15 protein-coding genes are annotated in these 18,733 nt (G+C 71.4%); 6 read left to right on the forward strand and 9 right to left on the reverse strand.

The window, feature by feature from the left end; genetic code table 11:
* Positions 1–33: 33 nt before the first annotated feature.
* A complete protein-coding gene (locus tag ACIA3K_RS17515; RefSeq protein ID WP_396802187.1) occupies positions 34–810 on the forward strand; it encodes a lytic transglycosylase domain-containing protein in 777 nt (258 codons plus the stop codon).
* A gap of 20 nt (positions 811–830) precedes the next feature.
* Here ACIA3K_RS17515 and ACIA3K_RS17520 read toward each other — a convergent pair whose 3' ends face one another.
* The 4 genes from ACIA3K_RS17520 to ACIA3K_RS17535 form a co-directional block, all read right to left on the reverse strand.
* Positions 831–1,523 (reverse strand): hypothetical protein, encoded by a 693-nt coding sequence (locus ACIA3K_RS17520; protein WP_396802188.1) that lies wholly within the window; start codon positions 1,521–1,523, stop codon positions 831–833.
* Positions 1,524–1,671: 148 nt separating this feature from the next.
* Positions 1,672–2,631 (reverse strand): zf-HC2 domain-containing protein, encoded by a 960-nt coding sequence (locus ACIA3K_RS17525; protein WP_396802189.1) that lies wholly within the window; start codon positions 2,629–2,631, stop codon positions 1,672–1,674.
* Between the two features lie 100 nt (positions 2,632–2,731).
* Complete coding sequence (locus ACIA3K_RS17530; RefSeq protein WP_396802190.1) at positions 2,732–3,298, reverse strand: sigma-70 family RNA polymerase sigma factor; 567 nt, start codon at positions 3,296–3,298, stop codon at positions 2,732–2,734.
* A gap of 176 nt (positions 3,299–3,474) precedes the next feature.
* Positions 3,475–5,109 carry a beta-1,3-glucanase family protein gene (locus tag ACIA3K_RS17535; RefSeq protein ID WP_396802191.1) on the reverse strand — a complete coding sequence of 545 codons (1,635 nt, stop codon included), beginning with the start codon at positions 5,107–5,109 and terminating at the stop codon, positions 3,475–3,477.
* A 232-nt stretch (positions 5,110–5,341) separates the two neighbouring features.
* Here ACIA3K_RS17535 and ACIA3K_RS17540 point away from each other — a divergent pair, with 232 nt between their 5' ends.
* Positions 5,342–6,916, forward strand: a complete 1,575-nt coding sequence (locus ACIA3K_RS17540; protein ID WP_396802192.1) for a ricin-type beta-trefoil lectin domain protein — start codon at positions 5,342–5,344, stop codon at positions 6,914–6,916.
* A 67-nt stretch (positions 6,917–6,983) separates the two neighbouring features.
* Here ACIA3K_RS17540 and ACIA3K_RS17545 read toward each other — a convergent pair whose 3' ends face one another.
* Positions 6,984–8,468: a S8 family serine peptidase gene (locus ACIA3K_RS17545; protein ID WP_396802193.1), complete on the reverse strand. Its 1,485-nt coding sequence runs from the start codon at positions 8,466–8,468 to the stop codon at positions 6,984–6,986.
* A gap of 214 nt (positions 8,469–8,682) precedes the next feature.
* Between ACIA3K_RS17545 and ACIA3K_RS17550 the strand changes: the two genes are divergently transcribed.
* Entirely contained in the window at positions 8,683–10,653 is a 1,971-nt protein-coding gene (locus tag ACIA3K_RS17550) for a hypothetical protein (protein ID WP_396802194.1), read from the forward strand.
* Here ACIA3K_RS17550 and ACIA3K_RS17555 read toward each other — a convergent pair.
* The 3 genes from ACIA3K_RS17555 to ACIA3K_RS17565 form a co-directional block, all read right to left on the reverse strand.
* Entirely contained in the window at positions 10,632–12,347 is a 1,716-nt protein-coding gene (locus tag ACIA3K_RS17555) for a hypothetical protein (protein WP_396802195.1), read from the reverse strand. The two genes, ACIA3K_RS17550 and ACIA3K_RS17555, sit on opposite strands and share 22 nt — an antisense overlap.
* Positions 12,348–12,492: 145 nt before the next feature.
* Complete coding sequence (locus ACIA3K_RS17560) at positions 12,493–14,289, reverse strand: ATP-binding protein (protein WP_396802197.1); 1,797 nt, start codon at positions 14,287–14,289, stop codon at positions 12,493–12,495.
* The gene (locus ACIA3K_RS17565; protein ID WP_396802198.1) at positions 14,289–14,978 is read right to left on the reverse strand and encodes a response regulator; all 690 of its coding nucleotides are present in this window, start codon (positions 14,976–14,978) and stop codon (positions 14,289–14,291) included. Before ACIA3K_RS17565 ends, ACIA3K_RS17560 begins: the two co-directional genes overlap by 1 nt.
* A 97-nt stretch (positions 14,979–15,075) precedes the next feature.
* Here ACIA3K_RS17565 and ACIA3K_RS17570 point away from each other — a divergent pair, with 97 nt between their 5' ends.
* From ACIA3K_RS17570 to ACIA3K_RS17580, 3 genes are read left to right on the forward strand one after another with little or no spacing between them, the layout of a single operon-like run.
* Positions 15,076–16,257 (forward strand): efflux RND transporter periplasmic adaptor subunit, encoded by a 1,182-nt coding sequence (locus ACIA3K_RS17570; protein ID WP_396802199.1) that lies wholly within the window; start codon positions 15,076–15,078, stop codon positions 16,255–16,257.
* On the forward strand, positions 16,254–16,925 hold the full coding sequence (locus tag ACIA3K_RS17575) for an ABC transporter ATP-binding protein (RefSeq protein WP_396802200.1): 672 nt from the start codon (positions 16,254–16,256) through the stop codon (positions 16,923–16,925). Before ACIA3K_RS17570 ends, ACIA3K_RS17575 begins: the two co-directional genes overlap by 4 nt.
* Complete coding sequence (locus ACIA3K_RS17580) at positions 16,922–18,136, forward strand: ABC transporter permease (protein ID WP_396802201.1); 1,215 nt, start codon at positions 16,922–16,924, stop codon at positions 18,134–18,136. Before ACIA3K_RS17575 ends, ACIA3K_RS17580 begins: the two co-directional genes overlap by 4 nt.
* Positions 18,137–18,159: 23 nt before the next feature.
* Here the strand turns inward: ACIA3K_RS17580 and ACIA3K_RS17585 are convergent, their stop codons facing one another.
* Complete coding sequence (locus ACIA3K_RS17585; RefSeq protein ID WP_396802203.1) at positions 18,160–18,717, reverse strand: hypothetical protein; 558 nt, start codon at positions 18,715–18,717, stop codon at positions 18,160–18,162.
* Between the last annotated feature and the right edge of the window lie 16 nt (positions 18,718–18,733).

Genomic DNA, 18,733 nt, shown 5'->3' on the forward strand with positions numbered 1-18,733 from the left:
ACTTTTCCTGCAGACGATCGTGAGGGAGTCGACATGAGCGGTTCGAGCAAGAAGGACAGTGGTGAGCAGAAGAGTTACGCGGTCCTGGTCGGCGCGGCAATCACGACGGCCACCACCTGTCTGATGAGCCCGATCGCCACCGTCGTCGTCGCCGGGGCGGTGCTCATCATCGGCGGGCTCGGCGTCCTGCTCTTCCCGCTGATCGTGCTGATCCTCCTGTTCACCAACCCGGGCAGCAGCGACAGCAGCGACGCCTGGGACCGGGCCGACGAATCGATAGCCGCCTTCGAGGGCGACGGCAAGGGCACCCTGGATCGCACCCAGGTGCCGGTGCTCCTGGCGGACACGATCGAGGACGCGGGCGCCGTCTGCACCTCGATCAGCCCGATCGTGATCGCGGCGCAGATCGAGGTGGAGTCGGACTGGGACGGCGCCAAGGTCGGCCCGGACGGAGAGCGGGGTATCTCCCAACTACCACCCGCCGTCTTCACCCGCTACGGCACGGACACCGACAAGAACGACAAGACGTCCGCCCTCGACCCGAAAGACTCGATCATGGCGCAGGGCCGGTACCTCTGCGCCCTGGCCGACGAGGCGCAGGAGCTGATCGACAGCGGTGCCGCGATCGGCAGCGCGCTCGACCTGGCGCTCGTCGCGTACGACCAGGGCATGGCTGCCGTACGCGAGGCCGGCGGCATGCCCGCCACGGCGGAGGCACAGGGTTACCTGGCCAAGGTTCGGGCCCGATTCGGCCAGTACCAGGGCCTCGGCGGCCCACCGCCGTCCTTCCCGTCCGCCAGTCCGACCTGAGTCACCGCGAAGGGGCCCCGTCAGACCCGCGCCGCCCGCGCCTGCCTCGCGGTAGCTTGCGTCCGTTGGTGCGGCGGCAGGTACGGCGTGTTCCGCGGAACGACGCGATGCGATCCGGCATTGTTCTGATTGGCCCACACCGACTCGATGGACGCGAAGGCTGCCACCTCGAAGTTCGGCCGGTTGATCACCTGCGGCGGGAGGTGCTCCGACACGACGGGCAGACCGCCTTGCGACCAGAGCCGCCGCAGGGCTGGGCTCTGGTCGAGCAGCTCTCCCAGCCGAGCGCTCGAACGGCGGTGGAGATCGCTACGGGGGTCGACGCTGGCCAGGTCCCGTACCTCCCGCAGGTCGAGCGGACGTCGAGCGTCCGGCACGGGTACCTCGTCGGGTCGCTCCGGGCCGTCGAGGTCGGTCAGCCAGCGCCGCACCCTCTTGGCGGTCCGAACGAGGAGGTTGAGGAACTCGTCCTGCCATTGAATGCTTCCCGCGTGTGCGGGAGGTCGCGGCGTCACCGGCGCGCGGGACGAGCCGTCCGCAGCAGGCTGCTCCGGCATCCGCCGCGCGAGGCGGTTCAGTCGATCCATGACGAACTCGATCGCGGTGATCTCGTCCTGGGACGGGGGCTGAGCGTCGTTCCTCCGAGCGTCCAGAAGCTTGCTCAGCTCATTGCCGAGGATCATGAGCGTCACGGCCTCCGCCTCGATGTCCACCGGGGCGCCCGGCGGATCCGGCCGCTGCTCGGTGGACATCGGTCGGTCTTCGGGGCTGGTGATCTCGGGCATGGCGGTACCTCCAGGCGAGCCTCGGGGTCTGCTGTCCGAGGCTCTACGATTCACACCTGGCGAGGGTTCACCTCGATCAGCGAGGAGAGCCGGCGTCCCGGTTGATCGGGGCGGTGACGATCCCGGCACCATCGCTGGTCCCGACGGTGATGAAGGCCAATTCGTCGACCGGCAACGACGTCTCGCCGGTCACCTCCTGCGGACCGCTGGACGCCATCCAGTCCCGTACCGTGTGGGTGGCCCCGTCGCGCGTCACCGCGTAGAGGCGGTAGCGGATGCCCGGCCGCAGGCCGGTAGCGGTGATCCGGATGGTGGAGCGGCCGCGGTCGTCGGCGGTGATCGAGACGGAGAGGCTCGCGCCGTAGCCGGGCGCCTCACCCGTGGCGGTGAGCACCGGCTCGTCGGGCCCGCCCAGCACGTTCACCGTGATGGCCCCGCCGGCCAGGACGAGCCCGAGAACCACGGCGGCCGTGCCGGCCCAGACCCGCCAGGGACGACGTGCGCCCCGGCGCTCGGTGCTCGGGCCACGATCCGGGCGGGCACCGACCGCACCATCCCCACCGGGCCGCGCACCGCCCGGCCGCACCGACCCGCTCCGGCCGCGACCCGGTCGGTCAACCGAATCCGGCGGTACGCTGCCGCCGGCCGAGCCCGCGGCCGCCGGCACAGCAGCCACCGCCGGATCGGGAGTCGCTTCGGGATCGGGAGTCGCCACCGGATCGGCTGTCGCCACCGGCTCCGCAGGAACCACCGGATCAGCGGCAACCCCCGGATCAGTGGCATCCACCGGGGCGACGGTCGTCGTCGGATCGGTGGTCGACATCGGGTCGGCCTGCGGTGGAAGATCCCAGTCGACGTCCGCCAGACCGGCCAGACCGCTCGTCGAGGCCCCGATCGTGGTCGCCTCGTTCAGGCAGTCCCAACAGCCGGCGAGATGCTCCTCGAACGACACACGCTCGGCCTCGTCGAGGGCGCCGAGCAGGTAGAGAGCCAGCCTGGACTGCTCCTCCGTGGCGTGCTCACCGCCTGCGCCCATCCCGCTTCTCCTCAACGCGTCGACACCGCGCCCCGAGGTGTGACCTCGGGACGGCCTGCGTGCTGGTCAACGGGCTGAAGTCGGGACGGCCCGGCCGGGATCACGACGACTCCGTCGAGCCGATCGCCGCGTGCAGCGCGCGAACCGCATAGTACGTACGAGATTTTACCGTACCCTCGGGTATCCCGAGTCGCTCCGCCGCCTCGGCGATGGACGCGCCCTTGTAGTACATCTCGATCAGCACCTGCCGGTGTTCCGGACTGATCTGCTTCATCGCCACCTGCACCGTGTGGGCGCTCACGACACGATCCATCGCGTCCTCGGGCGAGGAGACGCGGTTCAGATCCGGCAGGTTGATCTCCTGCGGACGCGCCTGCCGCGATCGGATGGCGTCGATGGCCACGTGCCGGGCGACCGTGTACAACCACGGGGCGATCCGCTCCGGGTCGGCGGCGAGCTTGTCCAGGTTCCGCCAGGTACGCAGGAACGTCTCCTGCACCAGATCCTCGGCCAACTCCCGCTGACCGAGGACGAGCCGGGTGAGGAACCGCAGCAGCGGGCCCTGATGCTCGTCGAAGATCTGCCGCATGAGGGCTTCGGCGTCCCCGGAACCGCTGCCGGCGTCCGCGGACCGCGGACCGAGCGCTTCGTTGTGCACCGCCGACACCGACCGCCTCCCCTGACGCACGGGGTGGACCCGCACGACCGCACCACCGCCGCGCCCGCCGTCGGCCAGGCGCTCTCCGGGGAGGATAGCCGTACCGGCCGTTCGATATGTTTCGACCACGGGACGATCGACGACGCACGGATGAGGACGACGGTCCATAGTGGCGGTCCCTGCGGTCATCGAGCGAAGCGCAACCAGCGGACGTTCAGATACTCCTGGGGCTGCCCGCTGGCGAAGGTGAGGTACACGTCGTGCCGGCCGGTCACCGGTGCCATGTTCCCCGGGATGGTCAACCACCGCTGCCATCCACCGGTGTTGGCCACCGCGATCGTCCCGACCGGCGGGCTCGTCTCGCTGTCCAGGCGCACCTGGACCAGCCCGGAGAGGCCCAGCCCCGCCCCCGAGGCGACCCGGACGACGAACTGGGTCATCGGCTGGTCGCCGAACTCGACCCCCTGGTAGGCGACCCAGTCACCGTTGGCGATGGCGCAGATGTTCTCACCGCCCTCGCCACACGGCTCCCGCCGTACGCCGAACTCACGGTCGAAGCCGGCGGCGGCGATCTCCTGATCGGCGACGCGGGCCGGGCCGACCGCGGCCGCCGTCGCCGCCGCACCCGTCGCCACCGCCACCGGCACGGCGGGTGGCGGCTGCGCGATCGGGTACGACGCCTCGCCCCCGGCGAACGGCGTGAGGGTGACCGTCACCTCCCGTGGCGTCGAGTCCTGGATGTAGGAGGCGTCCCCGACGATGTCGTCGTACGGAAAGCCGTAGACCCGGCCGTTCGCGGAGTGGTTGTGCAGGACACGCGAGTAGTGGTTGGTGATCGGGTGCTGGTAGAAGGCCGCGCGGTCGTCGACGGGTTGGTACGGCCGATCCAGCACCGACCGGTTGAACCCGGCGGCAAGGGCCGCCGCCACCTTCCCGCTGGCGTCGTTGGGCCGGCTGAACGTGCCGTTGCACATCAGCACGTCCATCGTGGTCGGACGGTCGAAGGGGGCGATCCCACCGTCGAAGTGCAGCCTGCCGTCCTCGCGCACCCGACCGGTGAAGGCACCGAACTCGTTGGAGACCCGCAGGTCGGCGCTGCGGTACCGATCCCAGATCTGGGCGATGTAGGCGTCGAAGTAGGTGGGCGAGAAGCGGCCCGCGATGATGCCGTGCCCCGGCGCGATGACGCGCAGACCGTCGCCGATGATCAGGTGCTCGTACCCGGGCTGCCGTGCCACCTCGGCGAAGATCGCGTCCCGGCCACCGTCGGTGAGCTTGCCGGCGGTGTGCTCGCCCGCCCCGACCAGACGGGTCGAGATCGGGATGCTGAACATGTCCACCATGGTGGTGTTGCAGTGCATACCGTTCGGGTTGTAGGTGAACTCCCAGAAGTCCCACAACACCCCGAAGTTCGGATCACTCTCCACCGCTCCGGCCGGCTCCTGCAACATGGGCCGCCCACCGCCGTCGACGACCTTGAACCGCAGTCGCCCGTTGATGGAGAAGTAGATCCGGCCGCCGTCGAGCATCGGTAGGACGAACGAGGTCGCCCCGGAACCGGCGAGGGGGATGGCGATATCCAGGAAGCCGTCCGCGCCGTTGTCGGCGAACGAGGCGGGAGTGAACGAACCCGGGCTCCGGACGTAGCCCATCTCCCTGGTCTCCGGGTGGTAGCCGGTGATGTACATGTGGATCGAGGCGTTCGGGTATCGACCGGTACTGTTCACCACGGTCAACGGCAGTCCGCCCTGGGCCCTGGCCCGCGCCAACAGCGGTGTCGCCACCAGCGGCACCCCGACCACCGCAGCCCCGAGCCCCATTCCGAGCATCTTTCGCCTGGTCAGCAAACGACCCACCTCCATTGATCTGCATACCGGGCGGCACGGCGCATCGCGGCGCCGAACCGTCGGAGACAGCCGCGTCCACGGTGCGGACCCCCCGCCGGTTCAATGACCGGCGAGACAAAATTTGATGGATTCGTGGTCGTGCGGTGAACTTTGCGGCAGCTGATCCGTCACGACAGTGATGCCGCCACGCCGAAAGGGATGGCCCGTGACAACCGATCCCCGCACCATCCGGCCCTGGTTCAGCCGGACGCCGCGCCGACTCGTGGCGGTCGCCGCCGCTGGCCTGGCCGTCGTCTTCGCCGCCGTCGCCGCGATCAGCTGGGGCGTCGCCTCGGCCCGTGACCAGTTGATCGGCGAAGCGATCTCCAACGACCAGTTGGCGGTCATCGCGGCCGCGGCCCGCTCCTGCCCCATGCTCACGCCGGCCCGGCTCGCCGGTCAGCTCATGGCCGAGTCGGACCTGGCACCGAGAGCGACGGACACCGCCTCCGGAGGCACCGGCATCGCCGGGCTCGACAACGAGGACTGGAAGCTCTGGAAGCCGTGGCCGAACGCGGAACGCTCGGACAGCGCCGCGAACATCGTGGCGCTGGCCCACCAGGTGTGCGATTACAGCGGCAAGCTCCGGCTCGCGAACGTCACCGGTGACTCGTGGCGACTGTCGGTGGCCGCCTTCCACAGCAGCCTGGAGTCGGTGACGGCGTCCGGTGGGGTGCCCCCGGACGCGGTCGACTACGTCGACGAGGTCAGCGGTTACGCCGCGTACTACGGGAAGCGGTCCCAGTTCGGCGGACCCGGCGGCAACGCGCCAACCGCGCCGGCGACCGACACCAAGGGCGTGCCGGCCGGGTACGTCGACCTGATCGTCAGGGCGGGTTCGGTCTGTCCGGGGGTGACTCCCCCGGCCGTCGCGGCACAACTGATGGCGCTCTCCGGATTCGACCCGAACCTGCTCGGGGCCGCCGGCCAGCGGGGAATCGCCCAGTTCCTCCCCGAGGTGTGGCAGGCGTACGGCCCGAGCAACGCCTCCGCCTGGGATCCCGCCGTCGCGATCCCGGCCGTCGGCACCGCCATGTGCGCCCTGACCGGAGAGCTGTCCCTCCTGGAGGGCGATCCCTATCTGCTCGCCCTCGCCGCCTATCGCAGTGGCCCGACCGTGGTGCGGCAGAGTGGCGGCAGCCTCGACGCCGACACGAAGGCGTTCCTGAAGTCGGTGAAGTCGCTCACCGACTTCTACGCGCTCGACGGACGACTGACGGTCGGCGCCAGCAAGCCCCCGCCCCCGCCCCCGCCCGCGCCGCCGTCGCCGGTTGCGCCGACGCCAGCCGGCCCGGGTACGCCGACGCCGAAGGCCGGCGACCCGCCCGCCCCGCCGGCACCAGCCACGCCGCCTGTGCGCCCCGTCGGCGCCAAGCAGCTCTACCACCCGATGACCAAGCTCTGCGCCAGCACCGGCGGGACCGTCGGGGGGACGCGGATGACGCTGCAGACGTGTGACGACGACGACCCGACCCAGTGGTGGGTGGTCCTCGCCGACGGCACGTTCCGCGCGGCCGGCCTCTGCATGGACCTGGCCGAGGGCTCCGACCGGGACGGCACGGCCGTTTTCGCCTCCACCTGCGACGGGAGCCCAAGTCAGGTGTGGCGGATGAACGAGAAGGGTGGCGTCCTCAACATGCACATCCGCAAGGCACTGGACGCGAACGTGAACGTGCCGAACAAGCCGCTGCTCGTCTGGACCTTCGTGGAGAACCGCGAGCAGATCTGGGCCTGGCGGTAGCGCGGACGCGGGTACGCGAACGATTCGCGTACCCGCGTCGCGCCCTCGTCGCGAGAGCGGCCGTCCGCTACCCGCCGTTCGCGCGACGGCGGAAGCGGAGCGCGAAGACGAGGCCACCGGCAGCGACCAGCCCGAGGCCGAGAAGGACGGCGAGCGCGGTACCACCTCCGCCGTCTCCACTCTGAGCACCCGAGACCTGTCGCTCCTCGTCGAGCTGCCGGGCGACCGACGCGGCCGGGTTGATCATCCCAGCGCCGTAGCGGGCGTCCGTCTTGCCCTTCTCCATCGTGTCGGCCGTGCTCCGGATGCGCTCCTCGACCTGCACGGCGGTCAGGTCCGGATACGCGGCCCGGACGAGCGCCGCCTGGCCGGCCACGAATGACACCGCGAGCTGGGTTCCCGTGTTGCTCAGCACGCCGGCGCCACTGATCCCGAAAGTCGCCACGTCGATCCCCGGCGCGACGACCTCCACCGTCCCCTGCTGGTACTCCTCGGCGAACTGCCCGTCGGCGCCGACACCGCCGACCAGGAGCAGGGCGCCGGCCGCCGACCGTTCCCCGCCCGCCGGGACCGTGACGGGCTTCGTCGGCGCCCCCACCACCACGACCACGTCGTGGTTCATCGCGGTCGAGATCGAGGCCGCCACCGTGGGATCGCCCAGGTCGACGTGGGAACCCAACGCGACGACCGAAGCGCCCGCGCTGACCGCCACCTCGATGGCGTTCGACGCGTCCATGGCCCGTCCGGTAGCGGCCGGTCCCACCATCCGGATGGGCAGGATCGTGGCGTCCGGCGCGATGCCGACCGGGGTGTCGTCGGCGCTGGCGCTGGCAGCGATGATGCCGGCCATCGCGGTGCCGGTGCCGAGGCAGTCGGTGTCCCCCCGCCCGTTGCCGACGGTGACGTCCGCGCCGACCGCGACCCGACCCTTGAGCTGGGGCAGCTTACCGTCCACACCCGAGTCCACCACCGCGACCATGACACCGTTGCCCCGGCTCAGGTCCCAGGCGCCGTCGGCGGCCAGCCGCAGTTGAGCCCAGTTGGATCGGCGGCTCGACCCGGTGGTGGCGGCGCAGCTGGACGGTGTGCCGCTGCCCGCCGGTGGCCCACCCGGCGACGTGCTGGGGCTGGGCTTCGGGGAGGCGGACCCGGTCGAGGTGGGCTTCGGGGCGGATCGGGTCGGCTTGGGGCCGGGCGCAAGCTGACCGTACCGGACGCCCTCCCCCGCCGCGTCCCACGGCAGCACCAGGTGCCAGCCGGGGTGGAGCTTGGCCGGATCGGTCAGGCCTGCCCCGTCCGCCTGGACACGCCCCGCGTTCAGGTTGTAGATCTCCGCGGACCGATCGCCACCGCCGAGGAAACGGTTCGCGATCTCGGTGAGGTTCTCCGGCTGGCCCTGGTGCTCCGCCGCCACCACGTAGTACTTGACGTACGCCTGCGGGTCCGGCGTCGGTGCCCGGCCCGCCGACGTCCCCGCCGCCGAGGCGACCACGCAGCAGGCCATGGCCACGACCGTGACCAGGCGTGCCAGGATTGAGCGCTTCGCCAGCACTGGCGTCCTCCTTCAGTTGCCGCGGCCGACCGCCCCGGCTGTCACCATCTATTGCGGATCCGCGCCCGGTTGGTTCAAATCAATCTGAACCTGAGTTGCATCGACGTCGTGGTGTGGGCAGATCTGGTGTGGGCGGACCGAGGGTACCGAGGCCGCGATGTGCGGAGGCTCGCCGGCCGGCGGCCGTCCACCCTCGGGTACGAAGGTGCAGCGAATGGACGGTGGTGAGCCCGTGAACCCGGTGACGACGGCGACCGACGCGGGCATCCACGAGCTGCCGGCGACCAGCCGCTTCGACCCACGTCGGCACCTGAGGATCCCTGGTCTGTTCGACCTCTGGCTGGAGCCCGGCCCCCGGGGCGGACTGGTGGTCCCGGCGGAACCCAGTGTCACCCTGACCGCGCGGGGCATCGCCGACCTGGTCCGGCGGTCCGGTGAACCCGCCGACGACGTACGGATCCTGACCGGCGACGGCGCCCGCAACGGCGACCTGTTCAGCGAGGTCGCCGGACTGCTCGGGCATGACGTGCTGGTCAGCCCCGACGGTGCCGAGATCCGGCACCGGCGTCGGCGGGACGCGGACGTCGGACCGTTGCACGCGGTCCCACTGGATCGGATCACCCGCCGCCCGATGGACTGGATGGTGATCCAACCGCCGGACCTCGCCACCCCCCTGCCCGGCTGGTTCGCGGTGGACCGGGGCGTGGTCCGTCCCCGCACCGGTGTGGTCGGCCTGCCGCTGCCGGCCGGGCTCGCCCTCGCCACCCGCGCCGACTTCGTGCACCGACGCGCCGTCGCGCACCGACTGATCTCCATCTCGGACGGTCTGGTGACCATCGCCGTCACGGCGCGCACGGCGGGCTTCCTCGTCGGCGACTACAGCGGGACGCAGCGGGTACACGGCGGTGAGCAACTCGCCGCTCTCCTCGGCGACCTCCCGCTGTACGGCTGCGACCTGCGGCTCTGGTTCACCTGGCCCTCCGATCCACAGGAGCAGCGCAGCCTCGCCGAGCAGGCCCAGGAGTTCGCCGAACGAACCGGCGCCACGGTCTGGACTCCACCCCCGGGCGGCAGCGCCGAGTTGGTGGACGGCGGCCGCGACCTGCGCGCCCTCGACTCCGCCGGGAGCCCCGCCGAATGGCAGGCGCACCGGCCGGAGTACGCCGCAGGTCCGCTGGCACTGCGGGCGACGCCGGACGGGCTTCTCGTGTCGGTGTCGGCCCGCCCTCGCATCGTTGTGTCTCCACCGCTCGCGGAGCCCCTCGTCGCACGACCACACCTCGATCTGCCAGGCCCGCTCACGGTGCCGGCCACGGCCCTCCCCCGCCCCGGGCTGATCACCGAAGGTCGCCGAGCGCCGGGGTACGGCCCGCCGTGGCTGCCACCCGGGCAGCAGGTCAACGCCGAGGAGTTCGAGGCCTTCGTCGTCTGCCCGATGGAACCCGTTCGCGCGGTGGCCGAGGGGATACCGAGTGCGGAGCTGTTCCTGATCGCCCTTCTCGACCCCGGTCCGGTTCCCGACGGCAGCCACCTGATCCGGGTTCGCGTCGCCCCCGGGGGCGCCATCCCGATGGCGACGCTCCGCTCGCACATCCCCGCGCGTCTGCAACATCTGCGGGGAGTGAACGACGCCTATCTGCTGCCGGCCGCGCGACTGGACCGGGTGTCCCCGCGCGGAGGCTTCCGCACCTACCAGTTCGGTCGACTCGTCCCGACTGCCGAGTGCGGGGACGGCCCGCTGCGCATCCACTGTTCGTCCCGGGCCCGGACGGTCGCCGGCCTGCCCAACGACGTTCGGCGCTGGCCTAAGACGGGCACCCGCCGCGCGTACGCCCTCGTGCCGGCGTCGGGCGGCAGCCTGCCGCACGGCTGGCTGCGGCTCTACCGCAAGGCGCCACCGGCCCGACCCGGCCGGCTCATGCTGGAGGTCCAGGTGCCCCGTGGACGCACGATCGACGTCACGTCGACGGCCGAGATGATCGCCCGCCTCGACCGGGTACTCAACCAGGCGGAGCGGCTGCGGGCCGCCGGGGTCGAGCTGATCCTGGGCAGCCGCTCGTACGAGCGTGTCCAGGTCCGCCGCGCCTACCTCGCACACGGGAGCGCCTGGCAGCGGGTGCCGGGGACGGAGCCCGGACCGCTTCCCGCCGTACTCGCTCAGATTCAGCCTCCGGTCCCCACCTGAATCGACCACCGGCTGCCCGGAACCGGACCGACCACGACGGGTACGCAGCATCCGCCGGTCACGGCGGCGAGCGCCCGGATGCCGTCCGCCGCGCCTGGCGGCAGGCCAGCAGTGAAGATCACGCACGGGTCCGGCAGCGTCTCGCCCGCGACCGACGGATCTGGCAGGACGGCCAGCGTCCGGTAGCCGTCCAGGTCCACAGCACCGAGCGCGTCACCGACCACGGCGACTCCGACCCCGTCGGCGTGGAGTCGCAGGGCGAGCGCCGCGGCCAGCCGCTGACAGGCGTCGAGGGCACCGACGACAGTGAGGACGTCGGGGGCCTGACCGAGGTCGACGTGGAGCTGCCACGGGCCCCGGCTGCCCAGCACCAGCGGGATGGTCGCCGGGGGCGTCGGCTCGGTCTCGGCCAGCCAGGCGTAGGCCGGAGTTGCCCGCCGGCCCGCCATCCCGACCAGTCGTACGTGCACCGGGCCTACCGCGCTGAGCAGGTCGGTCCGCAGGTAGGGCACCTCGCCCGCGACCGGTACCGGCGGCCTCGACTCCGTCGAATCGGACGGCAACGGCGCCGAGGACGAGGGGCCCGACGCGGTCCCCGTCGCCGTCGCCGGGTCCTTCACCGGGTCGGCCGCCGGGTCTTTGGCCGGCTCGGGCACCGGGTCCTTCACCGGGTCCGCTGCCGGGTCCGGCACCGCGTCCTTCACCGGGTCCGCTGCCGGCTCGGGCACTGGGTCCTTCACCGGGTCCGCTGCCGGCTCCGGCATCGGGTCCTTGGCTGGGTCCGGCACCGGGTCCTTGGCTGGCGCGAGGACCGGATCCGGTGCCGGGTTCGGCACGGAGTGCGTCGGCGGCAGGGGGTTCGATGGCGGAGCCGACCGGGGTCGGCGACGCTCCGACGGCCCTGGCGGCGGCGGGGGGCGACGTGGCTGCGGACCGGGCGGTGGCGGCGGGGGCCCGGTCGCGGGCGCTTCGGTTTCGACATCCGCGACGATCTCGGCGGGAGTCGGCGTGTGGTGCCGCTCCGGTGGCCAAGGGCCGGTGTCGTCGAGGGCGACGGCGCGTAACACGTATCTGCCCCGGCCCAGCATCAGCACAGCGACAACGGCGAACCCCGCCGCGACCAGGCCAGCGCCTCCCCTGATCAGGATCGACACGATCTGATCATTGTCGGACGCACCGGATTCCGGAGGACGCCGGGCTGCCGCCGTGGCCGCCTTCGTCGGGACCGCAGTCGGTGACTGGGCGACGGCGCGCGACGCGGCGGCGCTGGGCCGGGGCGCCGTGGCACTCGGGCTGGACACGGTGGCACGCGGCTTGGGCGCGGCGGCGCTCTTACTGGGCGGTGGGGAGTTGCCGCCGACCGGCGGCAGGGGCCCGCGCCGCACCCCGGAGCCGTTGGCGTCGCGCGGCAGCACGAGCAGCCAACCCGGCTGCACCTCGACGCCGTCGGTGAAAGTGCCGCCGTCGGGTTGTCTTCTGCCGATGTTGAGTTGGGTGATCTCCCGGAACCTGTTGCCGTTGCCGAGGGTGCGCAGGGCGATGTCGTAGAGGTACTCCCGCTGGCCGTCGACCCCCGGTCCGACCACGTAGTACCTGCCTGTCTCGTCGGGCACCGCGGCCGCCGGCCCCACCGGGGCGAACAGCACGAACCCGACAGTCAGCAACACCAACGCCAGCGTTCGCCGCATCAACACCGCTGACCTCCACGCCTTCGCACCATCGCCATCCTTCCCGTCTCGGCCCCTTTCTACGGAGCGGGGTCCGGGAGGTTCAACCGGGTAGCGGATTCGGCGCAGCCAGGAGCGACGCCGACGCCGACGCCGGGTATCCGGCAGGCGATCACACTGGCAGAGACTGCGTGACCGGTAGCCGAACGGTGAAGGTGGATCCGATCCCGACGGTGCTCTCGACCGAGATCGTCCCGGCGTGCGCCTCGGCGAGCTTGCGGGCGATCGCCAGGCCCAGTCCACTGCCGCCGGTGCTTCTGGTGCGCGAGTTGTCCGCACGCCAGAACCGGTCGAACACCTTCGGTAGGTCGTCGGACGCGATGCCGGTGCCGGTGTCGGCCACCTCGACGGTGAGCTGGCCCCCGACGACTCGGGAGGCGATGGTGACGGTTCCACCGGCCGGAGTGTGGCGGACGGCGTTTGACACCAGGTTGCCGACGAGTTGGCGCAGCCGTACCGGATCGGCGATCACCTCCGGGTCGCCCGGCGTGTCGACGAGCAGTCGTACACCGGCGGTTTCGGCGGATCCTCCGTGCGCGTCGGCGACCTGCGCGAGGGCGTCGTTCACGTACACCGGTTCGAGGTGCAGGCGCAGGGTGTCCGCGTCCGCGGACGCCAGATCGCGCAGATCGTCGATGATGTGCTGCAGGTGTGCGGTCTCGTCGAGGAGCAGGGCGAGAAGTTGCGGGTCGACGGGGGCCAGGCCGTCCTGCGCGGCCTCCAGCCAGCTGCGCAGGTTGGTCAGCGGAGTCCGCAGCTCGTGTGCGACGTCGCTGACCATCGCCCGGCGTTGCTGTTCGGTGCGCTCGCGACGTTGTGACAGGTCGTTCAGCGCGGCGGCGAGGTAACCGATCTCGTCGTTGGTGGCGACCGGCATCCGGGCCTGGTCCCGCACCGGTCGGCGGGCCTCTTCGGTGAGCGTGCGCAGTGGGCGGACCAGACGGGCCCCGACCAGGATCGTGACCAGGATCGCCAGCACCAGGACGGCGCCGGTGACCGCGGCGATGCGGATGACGTTGGGCCGGGACAGGTTGAACGTCGGCTGTGTCGTACCGCCGCCGGGATCGGTCACGAACAGCAGCACCGGCGGGGCGACGTACGGTTGGAGCTGGGTCTGCCGCGACTTGAGGACGCAGGCGTTGAGCTGCCGGGCGCGGGTGACGCTGCCGGGCTTACCGTCCTCACCGAACGACGTGGTGAAGTCCGGCCAGATGGCCAGCTTCGCCCGCAGCGGGTCGACGCCCAGGCAGGCCAGGGTCATGCTCTCCAGTGCGGAAAGCGCCGCCTCCTCGGTCCCGGTGCGCTCGTCGAGTTTCCCCCCGTTGCAGGAAAGTGGGACCCGCTGCGGGTCGCCGTCGGGCCAGCGGACCGTCGGCCGGCCCGTCGCCGTCTCGACGATCTCCGCGGCCACCCCCTGGCTTCTGAGGCAGGAGACCTGTTCGTCCGCGGCGGCCCGCAGGTCCCGTCGTTCCGCGTCGGTCAGCCGGTACGGCCCGACGACGCGGGAATCGATGTGCTGCGTGCCACCGGCCAGTTTCAGATCGAGGCGCAACGGGTCCACGACCGCCGAGGGTCGCGCCGACTCCAGCGACGGGCCGTCACCGGAGTCGGCGAGAACCTGCCGGTCCTCGGTGGTCAGGCTGATCCGGCGGCCGAGTTCGCGAGAACGCTCGTCGACGATCGGGCCCACCCCGGACCAGTCGGTGTGGGTCGCCGCGTAGCCGAGCAGCAGGTCGTAGACGCTGGTGTCCTCGGCCAGGGAACGGCCCTGTTCCTGCCGGACCGCCCGGGTGGTCGACTGCACCACGAGCCATGCGGTGGTCACGGTGGCGCTGACCGCCACCAGGACCGAGGTGGCCAGCAGTCGGACGATCAGGCTGCGGCGCAGTGGTACGCCGTGGCCGCCCATCAGCTCGGGCCGCTGGTCAGCTTGTAACCGACCCCGTACACGGTCAACAGCTGCGCCGGACGGCGCGGATCGGCCTCGATCTTGCGGCGCAGGTTCATCACATGCACGTCGATGGTCCGCTCCGTGGAGTCACGGTCCAGGCCGCTGGTGTGTTCGAGGAGCTGGTTGCGGGTGAAGACCCGGTCGGGTTGTTCGGACATGGCGGCGAGGATGGCGAACTCGCCCGGCGTGCACTCGATGCGCACCCCGCCGGCGGTCACCTCGTGGCGCTGCGGATCGATCCCGAGGCGACCCACCCTGAGTACGCCAGCGGGGTTCGGCGCACGCTGGGCGCGACGCAGCAGGGTCCGGACCCGAGCCGTCAGCTCGCGCGGACTGTACGGCTTGGTCAGGTAGTCGTCGGCGCCGAGTTCGAGCCCGAGGATCAGGTCGTCCTCCGTGGATCGGGCCGTGAGCATCAGCATCGGCACCTCGGATTCGCCGCGCAGGATGCGACACACGTCGAGACCGTCGAGGCGAGGCATCATGACGTCGAGCACCACCAGTTCCGGTGGCCGGGCACGGAACTGGTGCAGCGCCGACCGGCCGTCGTGCACCACCACCGTGTGGTGCCCGTCGGCCTGCAGATACCGGCGCAGCACCTCGGCCTGGCGTTCGTCGTCCTCCGCGACCAGCACGTACGCGCACATGCCGCCGACTATAGGACGGTGGTGGCACCGATCTCGCCGCCCGAATCGTGGCCGGAGGCTAACAGGTTCCTCACAGTGCGCGGCCATCATCGCCGCCATGTCGAAGACAGTACGGGCCTTGCTGGTCGGCCTCGTCGCCCTCGTCGGGTCGACCGGCGCAGTGGTCGCGTGGGTGGGACGGCCGGCTACGACATCGGCGCCCGACCAACCGGTCGCCGTGGGGACCACGCCGATCGTCAGAACCGACCTGTCCAGCACCGAAACGTTCCCCGGCAGCCTCGGTTACGGCGCCGCCCATCCGCTCAAGGGCGCCCAGGGCGGAATCGTGACGTGGTTGCCGACGCCGGGATCGACGATCAGGCGCGGCGGGCAGCTCTACCGCGTGAACGACCGGGCGGTGCCGTTGCTCTACGGCGCGACGCCCCTGTTCCGGACACTCGGCGAGGTCAACACCGTCGGCCGGGACGTCCACACGGTCCTCGCCAACCTCTCGGCGCTGGGCTACGAGACCGGCACACAACCGCCAACCGGCGCTACGGTGGTCGCCCCCGATCCGGCCCCTCCGCCGGCCACCACGTCGGACCCGGAGTCTCCGCCCTCCCCGTCGAGCGCCTCGGCCACCGGACGGCCACCGACCAGACGGGTCGTCGTCGGCGCGGGTGAGGACGTACTGACCAGGACGTTGATCAACGCGATCCGGCGCTGGCAGCAGGACATCCGACTGCCGGTCACCGGCCGCATCGACGTGGGGGACGTGCTGGTCCTGCCCGGCGCGGTCCGGGTCGACTCGCTCGCCGCACAGCTCGGTGACCCCGCCCAGGCGCCGCTGATGTCGGTCACTCCGACCGCGAAGGTGATCACCGTACCGGTCGACGCGGCCCGGGCGGCCACGATCGACAAGGGCGACGTGGTCACCGTCGCCCTCCCGCAGGGCGTCACCGCCGGCAAGGTCTCCGCCGTCAGCACCGCGCTGCAGGTCGCGGAGGGCGCCCAGGAGGGGACACCGCCGAAGCTCACGGTCACGGTCACCGTCGACGACCCGACGACGATCGGAGACCTGGACTCCGCGGACGTGCAGGTCGGCTTCGTCGGCGAGACCCGCCAGGGGGTGCTGGCCGTGCCGGTCGGCGCGCTTGTCGCGCTCAGCGAGGGAGGGTACGCCGTCCAGGTCGCCGGCGGCGGGCTGGTCGTGGTCGAGACGGGCATGTTCGCCACGGGTCTGGTCGAGATCACCGGCGACGGGCTCACCGAGGGCACGGCGGTGGTGACCACCTCATGACGGTGCTCGCCGTACGGCACGCCAGCATGGTCTACCCCGGCCCGGTGACCGCACTCGACGACGTCTGTCTGCGGATCGCGGCCGGGGAGCTGCTGGCCATCGTCGGGCCGTCCGGGTCCGGCAAGTCGACGCTGCTGAACATCATGGGCACGCTCGACCGGCCGACCAGCGGCACGGTGGAGATCGCCGGTCTGGACGTGTCGCGCCTGTCCGATCGGCGGTTGTCCGCGCTCCGGGCCCGCATGCTGGGTTTCGTCTTCCAGCGGTTCCACCTCGCCGACGGGCTCAGCGCCACGGAGAACGTGGCCACGGGCCTGCTCTACGCCGGCGTACCGCGCCGCCGCCGACGCCCGCTCGCCCAGCAGGCACTCGCCCGGGTGGGCCTGGCACACCGGGTCAACCACCTGCCCCACCAACTGTCCGGCGGCGAACGTCAGCGGGTGGCCATCGCCCGTGCCCTGGTCAACGAACCGGCGCTGGTCCTCGCAGACGAGCCGACGGGCGCCCTGGACAGCCACAACGGTCATGCCGTGCTGGACCTGCTGCACCGTTTGCACGAGGAGGGCACCACCATCGCGATCATCACCCACGACCGGGACACCGCCGACGGACTACCTCGCAAGATCGAGATCCGCGACGGCCGCCTCGTCAGTGACACCGCCTCATGAGCAAGGACACGACGCCCCCGAAGGCGGTCCGCCTGACGCCCCTGGACCTGCTCGAACTGGGCCTACTCGGGCTCCGTACCCGCACGGTGCGGGCGGCCCTGTCGGCGCTGGGCATCTCCATCGGCATCGCCACGATGATCGTCGTCACCGGCATCCCCGCGTCCAGCCAGGCGGCCCTCATGCGGGAACTCTCCGCCCTGGGCACGAACACGCTACAGGCCATGGGCACCCCGAATCAGGACCCACCGGTGCTGCTGCCCAAGGAGTCGGTGGGAATGGTCGCCCGGATCGGCCCGGTCACCAGGGTCAGCGCGGTCGCCAACACCCACACGTTGGTACGCCGTTCCGACCGCACCGATCCCCAGGACGGCTCCGGGCTGAGCGTCCTCGCCGCCCGCCTCGATCTGCTGCCCGCCATCAACGCCCGGGTCCACATCGGGCACTGGCTGACCCCGGCCACGGAGCGGTTCCCGACCGTCGTGCTCGGCTCGATGGCAGCCGCCCGGCTCGGAGTCGGCGACGTGCCGGAGACCGGGCCGGGTCCTCAGGTGATGATCGGTCGTACCTGGTTCACCGTCGTCGGGATCCTCGCCACCACCCCGCTGCTCCCGGACATCGACCGGTCCGTGCTGGTCGGCTGGCCAGCCGCCGGACAGTACCTGAACTTCGACGGCCACCCCACGGTCCTCTACATCCAGTCCAGGGAGGAGTCGGTCGAAGCGGTACGCGCCGTCCTGCCCCAGACGATCGACCCCGCTCAGCCCGGGCAGGTACAGGTCAGCCGCCCGTCCGACGCGCTCGCGGCGAAGCGCGCCACCGAGAACACCTTCTCGGCGCTGTTCCTCGGCCTGGCCGCGATGTCGCTGCTGGTCGGTGGGATCGGCGTGGCCAACACGATGGTCATCTCGGTGCTGGAACGGCGCCCGGAGATCGGCCTGCGCCGAGCACTCGGTGCCACCCGGGGCCAGATCCGCGGTCAGTTCCTCACCGAGTCGGTGGCGCTCGCCACCCTCGGTGGTGTCGCGGGCACCGCCCTGGGCGTACTCGTCGCGACCGGTTACGCCGCACACCACGGGTGGCCGGTGGTCATCCCGCTCGCATCGACGCTGGCCGGTCTCGCCGGCGCGGTCCTGGTCGGCATCCTCGCCGGTGTGTACCCGTCGATACGCGCGGCCCGGATGACACCGACCGGGGCGCTGGCCACCGTGTGACCAGCGCCCCGACCGCACCATCCCTACCCGCGGGCGGCGACCTCACGCTGACAGTCGTCCAGCAGCTCACCGGTCATCGCAATGGATCCGGCGTCACTGTGAGCGCCGCCGGCCACCACCCCGACACCGTCGGGCGCGGCCTCGACGTCCTTGACGCCCTTACCCTTCAGGCACTTCACCACCTCGCGGGTGAAGTCCTTGGCCTGCGGGTTCGCCGGGTCCAGTTCCCACGGCGGCAACGGCCAGTGGTCCTTGCATGCCTCCTGCGCCGTGCGTTGCTTCGTTGGGACATCGTCACCGCCGGCCCATCCCGACATACTCTTCTCGTCGGTGATGCCCTGGGCCTCCATGCACTTCTTGTAGGGCTGAAGGAGCGCCTGATAATCGGCCTCGGTGTCATCGAGTCGCTGCCGGGGACGTTCCCTGGCGGCCGCCGACGGGGACGCGGCCGTGGAGGTCGAGGGCTCGACGCGGGTCGCCACCTGCGGCGGTTGCGTCTCGGTCCTTCCGTCGGAGCAGCCGCCGAGGCCGAAGACCACGACAACCGCCATCGCGCCGAGCTGTGCAGATCTCACCGTCACTGTCTCTCCTTGCTGA

It is taken from the genome of Micromonospora sp. NPDC051543 (assembly GCF_044454415.1).
Classification (GTDB): Bacteria; Actinomycetota; Actinomycetes; order Mycobacteriales; family Micromonosporaceae; genus Micromonospora.